At 45.8% G+C, this 15,076-nt stretch carries 15 protein-coding genes and 1 riboswitch; of the genes, 1 reads left to right on the top strand and 14 read right to left on the bottom strand.

Annotation, left to right across the window (positions count from 1 at the left end; genetic code table 11):
- Positions 1 to 7 precede the first annotated feature (7 nt).
- Complete coding sequence (locus tag ACFQPF_RS10585) at positions 8 to 370, bottom strand: Asp23/Gls24 family envelope stress response protein (protein ID WP_379749393.1); 363 nt, start codon at positions 368 to 370, stop codon at positions 8 to 10.
- 235 nt (positions 371 to 605) lie between these two features.
- On the opposite strand from ACFQPF_RS10585, the gene rpmB reads away from it, so the two are divergent.
- Positions 606 to 794, top strand: coding sequence for a 50S ribosomal protein L28 (gene rpmB / locus ACFQPF_RS10580; protein WP_094250856.1), 189 nt, complete (start codon positions 606 to 608; stop codon positions 792 to 794).
- An 844-nt stretch (positions 795 to 1,638) separates the two neighbouring features.
- Here the strand turns inward: rpmB and spoVM are convergent.
- The 13 genes from spoVM to coaBC all read right to left on the bottom strand — a co-directional run bounded on the left by spoVM (position 1,639) and on the right by coaBC (position 15,047).
- Positions 1,639 to 1,719 carry a stage V sporulation protein SpoVM gene (gene spoVM / locus ACFQPF_RS10575; RefSeq protein ID WP_106408307.1) on the bottom strand — a complete coding sequence of 27 codons (81 nt, stop codon included), beginning with the start codon at positions 1,717 to 1,719 and terminating at the stop codon, positions 1,639 to 1,641.
- Positions 1,720 to 1,823: 104 nt separating this feature from the next.
- Positions 1,824 to 2,471, bottom strand: coding sequence for a thiamine diphosphokinase (locus ACFQPF_RS10570; RefSeq protein ID WP_379749391.1), 648 nt, complete (start codon positions 2,469 to 2,471; stop codon positions 1,824 to 1,826).
- Complete coding sequence (gene thiT, locus ACFQPF_RS10565; protein WP_379749389.1) at positions 2,461 to 3,033, bottom strand: energy-coupled thiamine transporter ThiT; 573 nt, start codon at positions 3,031 to 3,033, stop codon at positions 2,461 to 2,463. Before thiT ends, ACFQPF_RS10570 begins: the two co-directional genes overlap by 11 nt.
- Before the next feature lie 79 nt (positions 3,034 to 3,112).
- Positions 3,113 to 3,220, bottom strand: a riboswitch (TPP riboswitch).
- 20 nt (positions 3,221 to 3,240) lie between these two features.
- Positions 3,241 to 3,888: a ribulose-phosphate 3-epimerase gene (gene rpe, locus ACFQPF_RS10560; protein WP_379749387.1), complete on the bottom strand. Its 648-nt coding sequence runs from the start codon at positions 3,886 to 3,888 to the stop codon at positions 3,241 to 3,243.
- 2 nt (positions 3,889 to 3,890) lie between these two features.
- On the bottom strand, positions 3,891 to 4,772 hold the full coding sequence (gene rsgA / locus ACFQPF_RS10555; RefSeq protein ID WP_379749385.1) for a ribosome small subunit-dependent GTPase A: 882 nt from the start codon (positions 4,770 to 4,772) through the stop codon (positions 3,891 to 3,893).
- Between the two features lie 2 nt (positions 4,773 to 4,774).
- Positions 4,775 to 6,766, bottom strand: a complete 1,992-nt coding sequence (gene pknB, locus ACFQPF_RS10550) for a Stk1 family PASTA domain-containing Ser/Thr kinase (protein ID WP_379749383.1) — start codon at positions 6,764 to 6,766, stop codon at positions 4,775 to 4,777.
- A gap of 1 nt (position 6,767) precedes the next feature.
- Positions 6,768 to 7,535 carry a Stp1/IreP family PP2C-type Ser/Thr phosphatase gene (locus ACFQPF_RS10545; protein ID WP_379749381.1) on the bottom strand — a complete coding sequence of 256 codons (768 nt, stop codon included), beginning with the start codon at positions 7,533 to 7,535 and terminating at the stop codon, positions 6,768 to 6,770.
- A 5-nt stretch (positions 7,536 to 7,540) separates the two neighbouring features.
- Positions 7,541 to 8,626, bottom strand: a complete 1,086-nt coding sequence (gene rlmN / locus ACFQPF_RS10540) for a dual-specificity RNA methyltransferase RlmN (protein WP_379749379.1) — start codon at positions 8,624 to 8,626, stop codon at positions 7,541 to 7,543.
- Entirely contained in the window at positions 8,619 to 10,013 is a 1,395-nt protein-coding gene (rsmB, locus tag ACFQPF_RS10535) for a 16S rRNA (cytosine(967)-C(5))-methyltransferase RsmB (RefSeq protein WP_379749377.1), read from the bottom strand. The genes rlmN and rsmB overlap by 8 nt, the downstream gene beginning before the upstream one ends.
- Positions 10,003 to 10,935, bottom strand: a complete 933-nt coding sequence (fmt, locus tag ACFQPF_RS10530) for a methionyl-tRNA formyltransferase (RefSeq protein WP_379749694.1) — start codon at positions 10,933 to 10,935, stop codon at positions 10,003 to 10,005. The genes rsmB and fmt overlap by 11 nt, the downstream gene beginning before the upstream one ends.
- 3 nt (positions 10,936 to 10,938) lie before the next feature.
- Positions 10,939 to 11,412 carry a peptide deformylase gene (gene def, locus ACFQPF_RS10525; protein ID WP_379749375.1) on the bottom strand — a complete coding sequence of 158 codons (474 nt, stop codon included), beginning with the start codon at positions 11,410 to 11,412 and terminating at the stop codon, positions 10,939 to 10,941.
- A 27-nt stretch (positions 11,413 to 11,439) separates the two neighbouring features.
- Positions 11,440 to 13,848: a primosomal protein N' gene (priA, locus tag ACFQPF_RS10520; RefSeq protein ID WP_379749692.1), complete on the bottom strand. Its 2,409-nt coding sequence runs from the start codon at positions 13,846 to 13,848 to the stop codon at positions 11,440 to 11,442.
- Complete coding sequence (gene coaBC, locus ACFQPF_RS10515; protein ID WP_379749373.1) at positions 13,845 to 15,047, bottom strand: bifunctional phosphopantothenoylcysteine decarboxylase/phosphopantothenate--cysteine ligase CoaBC; 1,203 nt, start codon at positions 15,045 to 15,047, stop codon at positions 13,845 to 13,847. Before coaBC ends, priA begins: the two co-directional genes overlap by 4 nt.
- Between the last annotated feature and the right edge of the window lie 29 nt (positions 15,048 to 15,076).

Genomic DNA, 15,076 nt, shown 5'->3' with positions numbered 1-15,076 from the left:
TCCTAACTTAAGGGGTGGTTACCCTTACACCCTGAACATAGATGTTAACCGAATCAACGGATAATCCTAGCATCTGGTCAAGTGTGTACTTTACTTTATTTTGGACATTGTGTGCCACTTCTGAAATCTTCGTGCCATAGCTGACGATGATGTACATATCGATATGCACTTCGTCTTCTTCCTGCCTTACGACGATTCCACGGGAAAAGTTTTCACGTCCAAGAAGTTCAGAAAGTCCGTCTTTAAGCTGTTTTCTAGACGCCATTCCGACGATGCCGTAACAGTCGATCGCTGCGCCGCCTGCAATTGTCGCGATAACTTCGTTTGAAATATCAATCTGACCATAATTTGTTTTCATTTCAATGGACATGCTTAAATCCCCCTTTTAATTTATATGGCTACCAAACATTTTACTATACTTTACCTTGATTTAAAAGGACTAGTCCATTTCACACCAGTTCTGAAAGCTTTGTCAAGCAAATTTACTTGAAATGTTTTATTTCTAATGTTGCAAACCGTTGTGACTCATGCTAATATAAGTTAGTATTTAACATACGACTGAATTGATTCATAGCTTTTTGCTGTAACGAAGGAGGTACATCAACATGGCACGTAAATGTTTCATTACTGGAAAAGCACCGAAGACAGGAAATAAACGCTCTCACGCGATGAACAAAGCGAAGAAAAGCTGGGGCGTAAACGTTCAGAAGGTCCGCATCCTTGTGGATGGCAAGCCTAAGCGAGTTTACGTATCTGCCCGCGCACTTAAGTCCGGGAAGGTAGAGCGCGTTTAATAAAAAGCATCGGCACACGTGCCGATGCTTTTTTATTTTGGTTTCTGCTTTATCAAAGATGTTTTTATGAATTAAGAGATGAAAGTTGATTTCCATTCCAGGTGCATGCTTTCCGCGGGGTGATGCCGAAAAGCAAAAAAAGGCTCGTTCAGCCTAGGGCAAGCAAATGAGAAAGGGACCTAAAGAATCGGTTTGTGACTTATTGGGCACTGGCTCATTTGACCTCGAGGAGCTAGCCATTTCTGCTGGACAAACCGAAATGCGGAGGCGGCTCGTTCAGTCCCGACCAGCAGAAGGTGAAGGGGCAAGTAAGGCGCTTTTTGCCTTACTGGACCATTCATCCTTCTGACTCGAGGGACTAGCCGCCGTAGCTGGACAAACCGAAATGCGGAGGCGGCTCGTTCAGTCCCGACCAGCAGAAGGTGAAGGGGCAAGGAAGGCGCTCTTTGCCTTACTGGACCATTCATCCTTCTGACTCGAGGGACTAGCCGCCGTAGCTGGACAAGGTGAGCCCCAACGCTCTCCAAGCGCCATTGAAGGGTCTCACCTTCTCACTCCCACACGCAGGATAAGGAAAGCTACGCAGCAAAACATCAGATGCTAGAAAATGTGATTTTCATTTTCGAGGAGTCGGCACCTGAGACGAAGATCAACTTTATCAATTGTCGTATTCAAAGATGTACAATAAATAACAATTCTGCGATGTTAAGAAATTCTCCTGTGTCTTCTTATGGAACAAATCCATTCGGCTCTTCAAATTTATTAGAATACGTTGTTTAAGTAAGCTTCTCAAAAAAAAGAAAAAAAAACGTAAAAAAACGCCTGCAGCGGCGTTTTTTTACGTTTACCCTTTTTTCATGGAACCGAGTATGGCTCTGACGAATCCCCCTAAAAACTTAGGCAATTTAATCGTGTAGAACTTCATCTTACCCCTCCTCCAGGCCCGCTAAAGTATAATGGAAGTCACCCATAATTACTATATTCCCCGTTAATAATAAGTTGCGGGGCCTGTAAACCCGTGATTCCGGGTTAATCACGGCTCTTTACCATCAATAATATGCCTGATGTAAAGGAATAAGTACCACTTTTATCGGCTAGCTCGTTTGAAATGCAAAGCGACGATCCTATGTGAAGATCTGCCATTTCCAGAGGATATTTAAATCCTTTGAGGGTGATCCCCTTCACTTCAGAAGAGAACGCCAGGAAGGAAATATAGTTAGCTTCGCCTAATTCGGAGGTGGTTATTTCGTAAGTTCCAGGCAGAAACAGCTCCATTTCATTCTGAACGTCTTTCATGACGGTTTTCACTCCGTTCTTGAGTCCTTTAAGCATGAGCTGAATGTTAACAAGGGCATGATCGAGCCGCCCTCCCGTCGCGCCGATCAACTCGATGGATGAAGGGCGCTGGCTGACAGCCCAATCTAGCGCAAGCTCCAAATCGGTTGCGTTCTTTTCTTTTTCATATTCCACCATCATCATGTCAGCTTGCTGAATCTTGCGTTTTTCTTCTTCTGTAACCGAATCAAAATCGCCGAAAGCATAATGAGGAATAATTCCTGTTTCAAGAAGATGATAGACCCCTCTGTCAGCGCCAACATATACAGCTTTTTCGGAATGGTCAATTTCCGGCCAATAGTGAGGCGGCCCTCCAGCTGCAATGATAATCTTACGCGGCATGTTCTGCTTTTGAGCGGCCGGTATGAATCAACCGAGGAGATGAACTCGTAATGAACAAGGCTGCCGCGGACGTGATCAAGAATATGGGCAGCATATACGATCCGTTATATAACACCGAGTAAAGCCACGGGTTCATCCCTTCTGGTGCATAACTTGCGAAAAACACGGCTCCCGACAATACATGTGAAGCAAAACGAACCGTACACCCGAGAAAAATTCCGGTGACCAAGTACAGCGAGCGCTTTGATGCCTTTTCTTTGGCTGGTAGCGCAAACATTCCTGCAAGCCCTGCTGCCATAAAAGCGATCGGATAATCCAGTACGATAGACAATGGATGAACGGCTGAAAAGTTGAACATCAGCTGAAGCAGACCGACAGCCAAACCTGTAATCAATCCTCCCGCAAGACCTCTTCTGAATGCCATAAAAAAGATCGGCACCATCTCGAGGCTGACAGAGCCTCCGTTCGGCCAGAAGCCATTGAATTTCACAAAACCTAAAATGACGGCGAGCGCACTCATGATTGCCGCTTCAGTCAGCAGCCCTAACGTTTTTCTTTCCATATCTTTCTCTCCTTTCAGTATGCTGGAGAAAAAATAAAAAGCAGCCATCATGTGAAAGAAGGCTGCTTTGCAAACGACAAAGTCAAGTTCTCCACATTCCTACGCAGGCATGATCCTGCTTCAGGTTCAAAGGGTCGGGAGCATACTCCCCTCTCAGCCTTTTTGAAAGACTCCCCCTGTGGCACTGATTATTTTTTCCTGCTTATATTATACACCACGGATGGACGAGATTGCATCCTTTAAGTCGTTTTTCCCATACACGGCTGATCCTGCCACAAGCACATTCGCACCGGCTTCACGGCAAAGTACTGCCGTTTCAGCATTTACGCCGCCGTCTACCTCAATCTCAACATCCAGACCGAGATCGTCGGCCATCTTGCGAATTTGAGAAATTTTCTGCAGCATGCCGGGAATGAACGCCTGGCCTCCAAAACCTGGATTCACCGTCATAACCAGCACCAAATCGACCTCCTCGATGACATGTCGTATGCTTTCTGCAGGTGTTGCCGGGTTCAGTACAACACCCGCTTTAACACCATGTTCTTTTATATATGAAATCGTTCTGTGCAGATGAGGACAAGCCTCAACATGAACTGATATGATGTCTGCACCCGCATGCGCGAACTCTTGAATGTATTGGTCTGGATTCGAGATCATAAGGTGGACATCAAGAGGAAGCGATGTCGCTGGCCGGATCGCCTTAACAGCCAGTGGACCGAACGTGATGTTCGGCACAAAATGCCCGTCCATCACGTCAACGTGAATATAATCCGCACCAGCCTTTTCTGCTGCAGCAACATCATCTGCTAAAGCAGCAAAATTGGCTGAAAGGATGGATGGCGCAACTTTAACCATGGTTAATATCTCCTTTTTTGTTCTTTAATTTCCTGCAGAAAGCTGACATAGTTATCGTAACGGCCTTTATGGATCTCGCCGTCATCAACAGCAGTTTTGACCGCGCATTTTGGCTCTGATGTATGGGTGCACCCTCTAAACTTGCAGCCATCTAGACGGCTCTCCATTTCTGGAAATAAGCGGGATAGGTCTTCTGTGCTGATGTCCGTAAAATCGAGTGAGCTGAAGCCTGGTGTGTCCGCCACAAGCCCTTCTCCAAAAGGGATCAGCTCTACATGGCGAGTCGTATGCTTTCCTCGGCCAAGATGAGTGGAGATCGCATTTGTTTCCAGGTTCAATTCAGGATTGATCAGGTTCAGCAGTGATGATTTTCCTACTCCCGACTGTCCGGCAAACACTGTCACCTTATCTTTAAAAAGCTCATGAAAATGAGGCAGGTCTGCGGCAGCCTTCGTTGATGTTGGAATCACTTCATACCCGATATCACGGTACATAGACATGTATTCTTCAATACTTTCTTTTTCTTCATCGCTAACAAGGTCCATTTTTGATACGACGATAACAGGATGAATATGGTTTTGTTCGATATGAACCAAAAACCGGTCAAGCAGCACAGGCGCAAACGCTGGTTCCACGGCTGAGAAGACAAGCAAGGCTTGATCAATGTTAGCGACAGGAGGCCGGACTAACTCGTTTTTCCTCTCAGAAACATCAAGAATATAGCCGTCTGTCACGTTAGAGGATTCAAATTCCACCCAATCGCCGACTAAAGGTGATATCTTTCTTTTTCTAAAGTTGCCTCTGCCCCTGCATTGAAAGATGCCCTCCTCGTGGCTGACATAATAAAATCCGGCTAACGCTTTGATAATTCTTCCTTCAGGCATGATCAATCACCTTGATCCTCTCTGTCTTCCTCCAAATCATCATAACCATATGTTTTAGTCGTTTCCTCCTTGCCGTTAATATAAAGAGTGTACGAGGCGGTACCGTCCTTGGCTACGGTTAGCGGAATAACATATTCCTTCGTTCCCGTAATCGGTTCTTCAACGAATACTTTATTGCTTGCCTTTTGATCGCTGTAAACGATCTTAACCATAGCCGGTTCTTTTTTATTTTTCTTTGGAAGCTTTACCGTTAGCTTCGCATTAAACTGTTTCGCCTCCGGCTCTTCTTCTTGAGGGGCCGGTTCCTGCTGCTTGTCAGGGTCTGGACCTTTCGAAAGTGTTACCGTAATGGTGTCACCCTTTTCAAGCTCCGTATACGGTCCAGGCTCTTGAGTTATGACACGGCCTTTTTCGACCGTCTCTGAAAATTCGTCCTTATACAGCGTTTTTAGACCGGAAGTGGAAGCAAATGCTTCTACTTCTTCCTTAGTCAATCCTGTTAAGTTTTCCATTTTAATCAGTTCCGGACCAGAGCTTACACGGATAATCACCTGTGCTTCAGATGGCACGACGCTTTGTCCAATATCAGGAGTCTGTGAGATGACGGTCCCTTCAGCTTCTGATTCAGATTCTTCATAAATAATTTCTCTGTTAATATAACCCTTGCTTTCGAGAATATTTTCAGCTTCCTCGATGTTCAATCCAGTAATGTCAGGCATTTCGCTTTCTTCAGGGCCTTTGGAGACAATCAAGACTACTTTGCTGCCTTCTTTTACTTTTGTACCAGATATGGGGTCCTGCCTGATCACTTTGCCGTCCTCTACCTTTGAATCATGCTGTTCTTTCCTGCTGACTTCTAGTCCGAGTGCGGTCAGTCTGTCCAGTGCATCCTCGTAATCTTTGTTCTCCAAGCTCGGTACTGTTACTTCTTCCACATAGAACAAAGCCGGAAGCAAAGTAAAGGCTGCTGCCGCTGCTCCACCAGCCAAGACGAATAAAAGAAGAAGGATGAGCCACCACTTTCTTTTCTTTTTTCCTGGCTGTTTCTCTTTCTCTTTCACTTTTTCAGAAGCCATTACCTCAGGACTTTTACTCCCGGCTATAACGGGATTCATCATCCTTGTTTTTTCTTCTTCGTCTTCTTGAAGCGCCGTCCATTTGCGCTCATTTAATCGGCCTGGCAGCAGCGCATCTTCGGCATCCTCGAGCAGCTCATGGGCCGTTTCATAACGGTACAGCGGATTTTTGGCTAAGCACTTTAATATCATGTTCTCCACGCTTTGCGGGATATCAGGATTCAATCTTCTTGGCTCAATAACAGAATCTTGCAGGTGTTTCAATGCCACTGACACAGGAGATTCTCCAGTAAATGGCACTCTCCCTGTCACCATTTCATATAGTACGACGCCAAGAGAGTATATATCAGACTTGCCTGTTGCCAGACCTCCGCGGGCTTGTTCTGGAGAAAAGTAGTGGACCGAGCCTAACACTGAGTTGGTGTGGGTGATGGTTGCACTCGTAATGGCAAGCGCAATGCCGAAATCGGTTACCTTTGCTGTCCCATGGCTGTTCAGCAGTATATTGTGTGGCTTAATGTCACGGTGAATAATGCCATAATCATGAGCGACAGCCATTCCCGATGCAATTTGCTTCATGATATCAAGCGATTGTTCAACAGACAGCTTGCCATGTTCTTTTATGTATTGTTTTAATGTTTTACCTTGAACATATTCCATCACGATAAAATAGATGTTCTCTTCTTCGCCAACATCAAAAATGCTGACGATGTTTGGATGATCAAGGCTTGTTGCGGCTTCTGCTTCCCTTTTAAACCGGCGGATAAATTCTTCATCATCTGAAAACTCTGGCCGTAAGATCTTTACAGCAACATCTCTGTCCAAAATTAAGTCAAGTGCCCTGTAGACGATGGCCATCCCGCCATCTCCAATGACTTCAAGCAGCTTATATCGGCCGCTTATTCGTTTGCCAATCATATTATGCTTCCCCTTCTTGCACTTGAGAAACGTCTGCATTCATTACCAGCGCCACCGTAATATTATCATCGCCCCCGTTACGGTTCGCTTCTTTAATAAATTCCAGCGCTCTCTCGCCGAGCGGAACATCCTCATTGCGCAGAATATGCTCGATCGTATCCTTCGTTACTTTGTCAGAAAGGCCGTCAGAGCAAAGCAACAGGATATCCCCATCCTTCCACTCTACGAGTGAAAGCTTAGGCTCAACTCGGTAATCTGTTCCAACCGCTTTTAATATGACATTCTTTCTAGGATGAATCTGGGCTTCATCTTCTGTGATCTGCCCTGATTTTACCAGTTCATTGACGAGTGTATCATCTTCTGTCACCTTGCTGAACTCGTCTCCGTTTAATAGATAGCATCTTGAATCGCCTATATTCCCGATGACTACGACAACATCATCCCCAATCGCGGCAACAATGGTTGTACCCATCCCTTTCATCGATTCATTTTCGTTTGCGATCGTATAAACGTGTTTGTTAACTTCAGTGATCGTATTTCGTAGCCATGCTTTCCTATTTTCCACATTCGTTAATACTTCTTCAGAAATGTCTTTCCATTTTTCCTCAAAATATTGGATCGCTTGCTGGCTGGCAACTTCACCTGCATTGTGCCCTCCCATGCCATCGGCGATAATGGCAAGAAAGTGTCCACTTTTAGTGAACACTCCCCCGCTGTCTTCATTATGGTGCCGAACCAAACCAGTATCACTTTGAAATGCGGTTTTCACAGAAGTCACCTCGTCTCTTCTTTACGTTCCTTTGCACGGAGCTGTCCGCAGGCTGCATCAATATCATGGCCCTGCTCACGTCTGATCGTTGCGTTGATCCCCCGTTTTTTCAGCGTTTCCCAAAACTTGAAGATTTGATTTTTCGACGTTCTGACATAATCTCTTTCTGGTACATAGTTCACCGGAATCAGGTTGACGTGGCACTTGATCGGCTTGATGAGCGCTGCCAATTCTTCAGCGTGTTCCACTTGATCGTTGACCCCGCCAAATAAGCCATATTCAAACGTCACCCTCCGGCCTGTTTTTTTGATGTAATAACGGATTGATTCCATCAGCTCGTCAAGCGGATACATCCGGTTAACAGGCATTAGTTTGCTTCTGATCTCCGTGCTTGGAGCGTGAAGAGAAATAGCAAAATTGATCTGCATGCCTTCATCAGCGAACTTATAGATATACGGCACAATTCCGCTTGTTGAGATCGTGATATGTCGAGCTCCGATATTTAGCCCGGCCTCATGGTTAACGATTCTAAGAAAAGAAAGAAGACCCTCGTAGTTGTCAAAAGGTTCTCCTATTCCCATCACGACGATCGATGATACACGCTCTTCCGTTTCATCAAGCGCTTTCTGCACTTGAAGAACTTGTCCGACAATTTCGCCGGCAAGCAGGTTTCTTTTTAGCCCGCCAAGTGTTGACGCACAAAACGTACAGCCTAACCGGCATCCGACCTGTGTGGTAACACAGATGCTGTTGCCATACTCATGCCGCATAAGTACCGTTTCGATCGAATAGCCATCCTGAAGCTCGAATAAAAATTTGATCGTCCCATCAGAGGATTCCTGACGGATCACTTCCTTCATCGGCTCGATGTAATAGTCATGATCAAGCTTGTCACGCAGTCCTTTAGGAAGATTCGTCATCTCCTCAAAAGAAGTGACTCGTTTTTGATACAGCCACTCAAATATTTGCTTCGCCCGGAATTTAGGCTCCTTCATTTCCTTGAGCCATGCTTCAAACTCATGAAGTTCCAATGAGTAGATTGATGGCTTAATGTTTGGATTGGCTTGCTTTTCTGATAATGGTTTAAGCATCTGTTTCACCGCCTGCTGTCTGTTTTGGGATTTTCTTGAATGCTGCTATAAAAAATCCGTCGCTGTTGAAATAATGGGGAAGAATCTGCAGCTGCGCTTTTCCTTCCGTTATATAAGATGAGACTGACTGTGGCATTTTTTCATTGAAAGAAGAATCATAACCCAGTTCAGCGAACTCTTCCAAAATCCAATTGGCCATCTCTTGATTTTCTGATTGATCAATGGTGCAAGTACTGTAAACGAGTGTTCCGCCGTCCTTTAATAGCGGAACGACACTTTGTACGATTTCCTTTTGGATAAAGGTCAGCCGCTCTGCATCACTTTCGTTCTTCGTCCATTTCATGTCTGGTTTCTTGCGTATAACACCGTATCCGCTGCATGGGACATCAAGCAGTATACGGTCAAAGAAACGGCTCTCAAACTTTTCCTTTGCTTTTCTCGCATCAAGCGCCTCGGCCTTTATGCAGTTCAGACCAAGCCTTTGTGCCTGCTCTTGGATGAGTCTGATTTTATGAGGATGCAAGTCCAGGGCATAGATCGTGCCATTGTCCTTCATCTGTTCTGCAAGGTGCGTGGTTTTGCCGCCTGGAGCCGCACAAGCATCCAGAACCCTTTCTCCCGGTTTTGGAGCGAGTGCTCTTGCGACAAGCATCGAGCTCTCATCTTGTATGGTGAGCCATCCTTTTTTATAGGATTCGGAAGCAGGCAAATAACCCTTTTCTATCACAATGCTATCTTCAGACAATTCGCCTTTTGAGGCTTGTATTCCTTCTGCAGCCAATGCAGCAATCGCGTCTTCTATTGAGCCTTTTAACGTGTTCACTCTAGCCGTAACTGGCGCTGGACTTAAATTCGCCTCTGCCATCCGTGCTGCTGTCAGTTCACCATACTGGCTTGACCACTTTTCGATCATCCATTGAGGTGTACTGAACTGAAGAGATAGGCGGAGTCCGTCATCCTTCACATCTTCTATCGATGCAACACCTTCCCGCTGTATGCTGCGTAATACTCCGTTGACAAGGCCGCCAAGTCCTAGATGTCCCTTAGTTTTCGCAATCGTAACACTTTCATTAATAATAGCGTGATCAGGCACCCTGTCCATGTACAAAAATTGGAAAACAGACATTCTCAGGAGCACACGCACCCACTCGTCTTTTTTCTTCAGCCCTTTTTTTAAAAAGGGAGCGATATAATAATCTAATGTGTTTTGCCTTTGAACGGTCCCATATACAAGCGTCGTCAAAAGGCCTTTATCTCGTTCATCGAGCCCTGACTTTTGCAGCTCTTGATTGATGAGAAGATTACTGTATGCCTGGTTTTGTTCAATTTTCATCAAAATGTCCAGAGCAAGTTGTCTGACCGTTTTTTTGCTTCTTTTATTGTCCAAGCTTCATGCCTACCTTCAATTCCGAGCCCTTAAGATAATCCTTCGCCAGCATTCTTTTTTTGCCAGCAGGCTGCAAATCTGTTACAAAAATGGCAGTACGGCTGCCGGTGGCTACACAAAAGCCATCCTCTTCAATAGATAGGATCGTTCCCGGTTCAGCTGAGCTGCTGCTTTTTCTTTTTTCGCCCCACCATATTTTCATCACGTTGCCGTTAAGCTCCGTATACGCTACTGGCCATGGATGAAGACCGCGAATCTGATTGAAGATCACTTCGCCGCCATTGTCCCACATTATTTTTTCTTGATCTCTTGTAATGTTCCACGCGTATGTCACTTTCTCTGCATCCTGCGGTACAGCCTTGATCTTTCCTTCAGCAAGCTGCGGAATCGTTTCCGATAACAATTCTGCACCTGCTGCACTTAGCTTATCATGAAGTGTTCCTGTATGATCATTTTCTTCAATTTGGACTTCTTTTTGTGACAGTATATCCCCAGCGTCAAGTTTCTCTACCATGTACATGATCGTGATGCCTGTCTTTTTCTTGCCGTCCAGAATGCTTTTATGAATCGGTGCACCACCGCGGTATTCTGGCAGCAGGGAAGCATGTACGTTGATGCACCCAAACGGTGGAGCATCGAGAACAGCATTAGGCAGAATTTGGCCGTATGCGGCTGTGACGATCAAGTCAGGCTTCAGTGAAAGGATCGCTTCATGTTCTTCTTTTAATTTGATCGGCTGAAATACCGGGATTCCGAGTCTTAACGCTTCTTCTTTTACAGGCGTCGGCTTGATCTCCCTTTTTCTTCCGACCGGTTTGTCCGGCTGAGTAACGACTCCCACGACCTCGTATCCGTCCTCAGACAGCCGGCGCAGCACCGGAACTGAAAAATCGGGTGTTCCCATAAAAACAATTCTCATGATATCCTACCTTTCAAATTCGCCTTCTTCATAAAAATGCGTCACTTTGCTTGTGAATAGTACACCGTTCAAATGGTCCGTTTCATGAAGGATGGCACGAGCCGTAAATCCTTCCGCATGAAGTGTAAACGGCCTCCCTTTTTGGTCCATGGCCTCTACAGTAATTTTTTCAGCCCGATCCACGTCTCCGAACAAACCTGGAAAGCTTAAACATCCTTCTGGACCAGCCTGTGAACCGCTTTGTTTCGTAATGACCGGATTGATCAGAACGAGCGGTCCTAGGTCATCCCCTGTGTCTACTACCGCGACCCTGCTTGTAATGCCAATCTGTGGAGCAGCAAGACCGACGCCTTCTGCTTCATACATCGTATCAAACATATCTCTAACCAGTTTGGCCAATTTTTTATCAAAAACCGTAACATCAAGGCATCGTTCCTCGAGTACGGGGTCTGGATGAAGAACAATCTTTTTTACAGCCATATCTTTCAACTCCTCAAGCAGATACGCCTACATGACGTTCTGCACGTTCATATCCACCGCTATCTGAAGCTGAGTCTGCGCGATGTCTCGCTGAAAATGATTCAGTATTTCCCTAATATACAGCCTCAAGTCTGGCTCATTTTTGTATTTTACCATGACCTGATAGCGATATCTATCTTTCAAGCGTGCAATCGGTGAAGCCACGGGTCCTAAAATGATGCTGGAAGTGTTCAGTTTAGATTGTAAATACTCTGCCGCTTTCTCACTGACTTCCACCACTTTAAGTAAATCCGGACTGCTGACTGTCATCATGCTTAAGAAATAATAAGGCGGATATTGCATGCTCCGCCTTGTCAGCATCTCACGGTTATAAAAAGTAAGGTAATCATGCTCTGATGCGCACTGTATGCTGTAGTGGCTGCAGTCATACGTCTGGATCACAACTTTGCCTGGAAGGACATCCCTTCCTGCACGGCCAGAAACTTGGGTAAGAAGCTGAAACGTTTTCTCTGAAGCTCTAAAGTCGGGCAGGTGAAGCATGGAATCTGCAGCAAGAACGCCGACCAGTGTCACCTTAGGAAAATCCAGCCCTTTGGCGATCATCTGCGTACCGAGGAGTATATCTGCCTCCTCGTTGCCAAAGGCTGTAAGCAGCTTCTCATGGCTGCCTTTTCTTCTTGTCGTATCAACGTCCATTCTGATGACTCTCGCTTCAGGCAGAAGCTTCGCCAGCTCTTCTTCTACCTTTTGTGTCCCCGTGCCAAAGTAACGGATATGCTCGCTCGAACAAGATGGGCAATTTGACGGCATGTATTCTTCATGTCCACAATAATGGCATTTGAGCTGCTGCCCTTTCTTGTGATACGTCAATGAAATATCACAATGCGGACACGTGACAGCATATCCGCAGTCACGGCACAAGACAAAGGAAGAATAACCGCGCCTATTTAGAAAAAGGACGATTTGTTCACCGCGCTCAAGCCTTGAATTCATCTCCTCCATCAAACGTCTAGAAAACATCGAACGGTTGCCCTCATGCAGCTCGTTCCTCATATCCGTAATCTCTACAGGCGGAAGCTCCTGCATCATCACTCGCTTTGTGAGGCTGCTTAGCGTATAAACGCCTTTTTGCGCTCTGGCGTATGATTCAAGTGAAGGCGTAGCGCTTCCTAAAATAACTGGACAGGAATGATGCTGACCGCGCCAAATGGCTACGTCCCTGGCATGATAGCGCGGGTTATCGTCCTGTTTGTAGCTTGTCTCATGCTCTTCATCAATGATGATAAGCCCAAGGTTTTCAAAAGGGGCGAACACGGCAGATCGTGCTCCAACAACGACCGTCACTTCTTTTCGTAAAATCTTTCGCCATTCATCATACTTTTCACCTTTAGACAGACCGCTGTGCAAAACCGCTACCTTCGAGCCGAAACGGCCTTTAAAACGCGTGACCATCTGTGGAGTTAAGGCGATCTCTGGCACAAGGACGATCGCCTCATTTCCTTCTTGGAGCGCTTTGTCAATGGATTGAAGGTAAATTTCCGTCTTCCCGCTGCCTGTCACACCATGAAGCAAGACTGTTTCATGACTGTTTTTTTCCATAGCATTAATGATCGGCAATATTGCCTGCTGCTGCAGATCGGTCAGCTCAAGCGGCTCAGTCTTTCTTTCTTCTCTTCCGGCAAATGGATCACGGTAGACTTCACGTTCTTCAATCGTGACGAGCCCCTTTTTTTCAAGTGCGGCAACTGCTGCGCTGTTGGCCCCTGTATTTCTTACCAGTTCTTGAAGCTCCTGAAATGGTATGAGGACAAGGTTCATGAGGACATCTTTTTGTTTTTTTGAACGAGCCGGCAAGTTTTCAGCGAACTCTTCAGCTGCTTTCATATCAGCCTTCAATGTGACATACTTTTTCTTTTTCTTTACCGCTTGATCTTTCACTTTGTATATAACATCGATCACACCTGCACGTGCCTGCTGTTGGAACACTGCCAGCATTTGAGGGTGCTCTTGAATCACTTCATCTAAAGTCACTTCTGACCGGTTAGAGTAAAGTGATGCAAGCGGAAAATCCTCAGCCGGCTCTTTTGCCAGCACGAACGATTTGCTGTAGGAAGCTTTCATGGCAGCAGGCAGCATCGCTTGAAAAACGGTGATGTAAAAGCTTAATGTATGGTCAGACAGCCATTGTCCGAGAAGAAGCAGTTCTTCTGTAAGTACAGGAACAGGATCAAGAACTTCTTGAATTTCCTTGAGCTTTTCTACATCAGTGTCCAGCACAATTTGTGTCACAAACCCCTGAAGCTTCCTCGGACCGAATGGCACCACTACTCTCATACCAGGCAGGATAGAGTGTTTTAATGAATCGGGCACTTTATAATCGAACGATTTGTTGACCAGTCCTGACGGCAGGTCGACGACAACCTGCGCGATCATCAGTCCAAAAGCTCCGAGACTTCTGTTAACAGCATCTCGGCTGCTTTGTCTTTGGAGACGAGCGGAAGAACCTTCTTTGTGCCGTCCTTTCCAAAAAGAACAAGTTCATTGGTTTCGCTGCCAAACCCTGACCCTTCTTTCGACACGTCGTTCGCTGCAACCAGATCAAGATTCTTTTTTTCCAGCTTTCGCCTCGCGTACTCTTCAAGATTATTGGTTTCAGCAGCGAATCCTACAAGAACCTGATGCTCCTTTTTTTGTCCGAGTGACTCAAGAATATCCACTGTCTTTTCCATTTCAATGTGCCAGTCTTGTTTATTTTTCTTCATTTTGCTTTCATATCTTACAGCCGGCTTGTAATCTGCAACGGCGGCACACTTTATGACAATATCTTGGTTATGAAATTCCTCCATGACGGCATCATGCATTTCCTGCGTAGAAACCACCCGCTTAACCGTGACTCCAGAAGGCACTTCAAGTGATGTGGGACCTGTGATCAGCGTCACTTCAGCACCCATTTTCTTTGCTGCCTTAGCGATGGCGTACCCCATCTTCCCTGATGAAAAGTTAGTAAAGTACCGCACTGGATCGACAAGTTCCCTTGTCGGCCCTGCCGTAATGAGCACCTTTTTATTGTGCAGCAGAAGCTTTTCTTCCTTCACTTCGTCAAAAAAAGCTTCAACGGCGATCACAATTTCATCTGGCTCAGCAAGCCTTCCTTTGCCGACATAGCCACAGGCGAGCAGCCCCTCCCCTGGTTCTATAAAGCGAAAGCCAAACGAGTTTAGCTTGTTCATGTTTTCCTTTACAGCAGGATGGCTGTACATGTTGACATTCATAGCAGGAGCAAGCAGAACAGGCGCCGTTACGGCGAGCATTGTAGTCGAGAGCATATCGTCACCGATCCCATTGGCAATCTTCCCGATCACATTGGCCGTAGCTGGTGCCACCAAAACAAGATCCGCCCAGTCCGCCAAATCAATATGGCTGACGACCTCCGGATTTCGTTCTTCGAATGTATCAGTGTATACATCACCTCTCGTTAGCGTTTGAAACGTTAAGGCTGTGATGAACTGCTGTGCCGATTCGGTCATGATTACTTTGACATGGTATCCACTCTGATAGAGACGGCTAGCGACTGTCGCGGATTTATAAGCGGCAATTCCTCCAGATACACATAAGAGAATGTTTTTGTTATTCATGTAAAGCCTCCGTTCAGTTTACATAATAA

Source organism: Fictibacillus iocasae (genome assembly GCF_042665465.1).
GTDB classification, from domain to species: Bacteria; Bacillota; Bacilli; order Bacillales; family Fictibacillaceae; genus Fictibacillus; species Fictibacillus iocasae.
The sequence above is the reverse complement of the archived record's forward strand: the minus strand, read 5'-3'. Positions and strand labels throughout refer to the sequence as shown.

Coding starts and splice junctions, on each gene's coding strand:
- rlmN (WP_379749379.1), bottom strand. CDS start 8,626: ATGCTTAAACCATTATCAGAAAAGCAAGCCAATCCAAACATTAAGCCA.
- pknB (WP_379749383.1), bottom strand. CDS start 6,766: ATGATTGGCAAACGAATAAGCGGCCGATATAAGCTGCTTGAAGTCATT.
- rpe (WP_379749387.1), bottom strand. CDS start 3,888: ATGGTTAAAGTTGCGCCATCCATCCTTTCAGCCAATTTTGCTGCTTTA.
- thiT (WP_379749389.1), bottom strand. CDS start 3,033: ATGGAAAGAAAAACGTTAGGGCTGCTGACTGAAGCGGCAATCATGAGT.
- def (WP_379749375.1), bottom strand. CDS start 11,412: ATGGCTGTAAAAAAGATTGTTCTTCATCCAGACCCCGTACTCGAGGAA.
- rpmB (WP_094250856.1), top strand. CDS start 606: ATGGCACGTAAATGTTTCATTACTGGAAAAGCACCGAAGACAGGAAAT.
- ACFQPF_RS10570 (WP_379749391.1), bottom strand. CDS start 2,471: ATGCCGCGTAAGATTATCATTGCAGCTGGAGGGCCGCCTCACTATTGG.
- rsgA (WP_379749385.1), bottom strand. CDS start 4,772: ATGCCTGAAGGAAGAATTATCAAAGCGTTAGCCGGATTTTATTATGTC.
- ACFQPF_RS10585 (WP_379749393.1), bottom strand. CDS start 370: ATGTCCATTGAAATGAAAACAAATTATGGTCAGATTGATATTTCAAAC.
- spoVM (WP_106408307.1), bottom strand. CDS start 1,719: ATGAAGTTCTACACGATTAAATTGCCTAAGTTTTTAGGGGGATTCGTC.
- coaBC (WP_379749373.1), bottom strand. CDS start 15,047: ATGAATAACAAAAACATTCTCTTATGTGTATCTGGAGGAATTGCCGCT.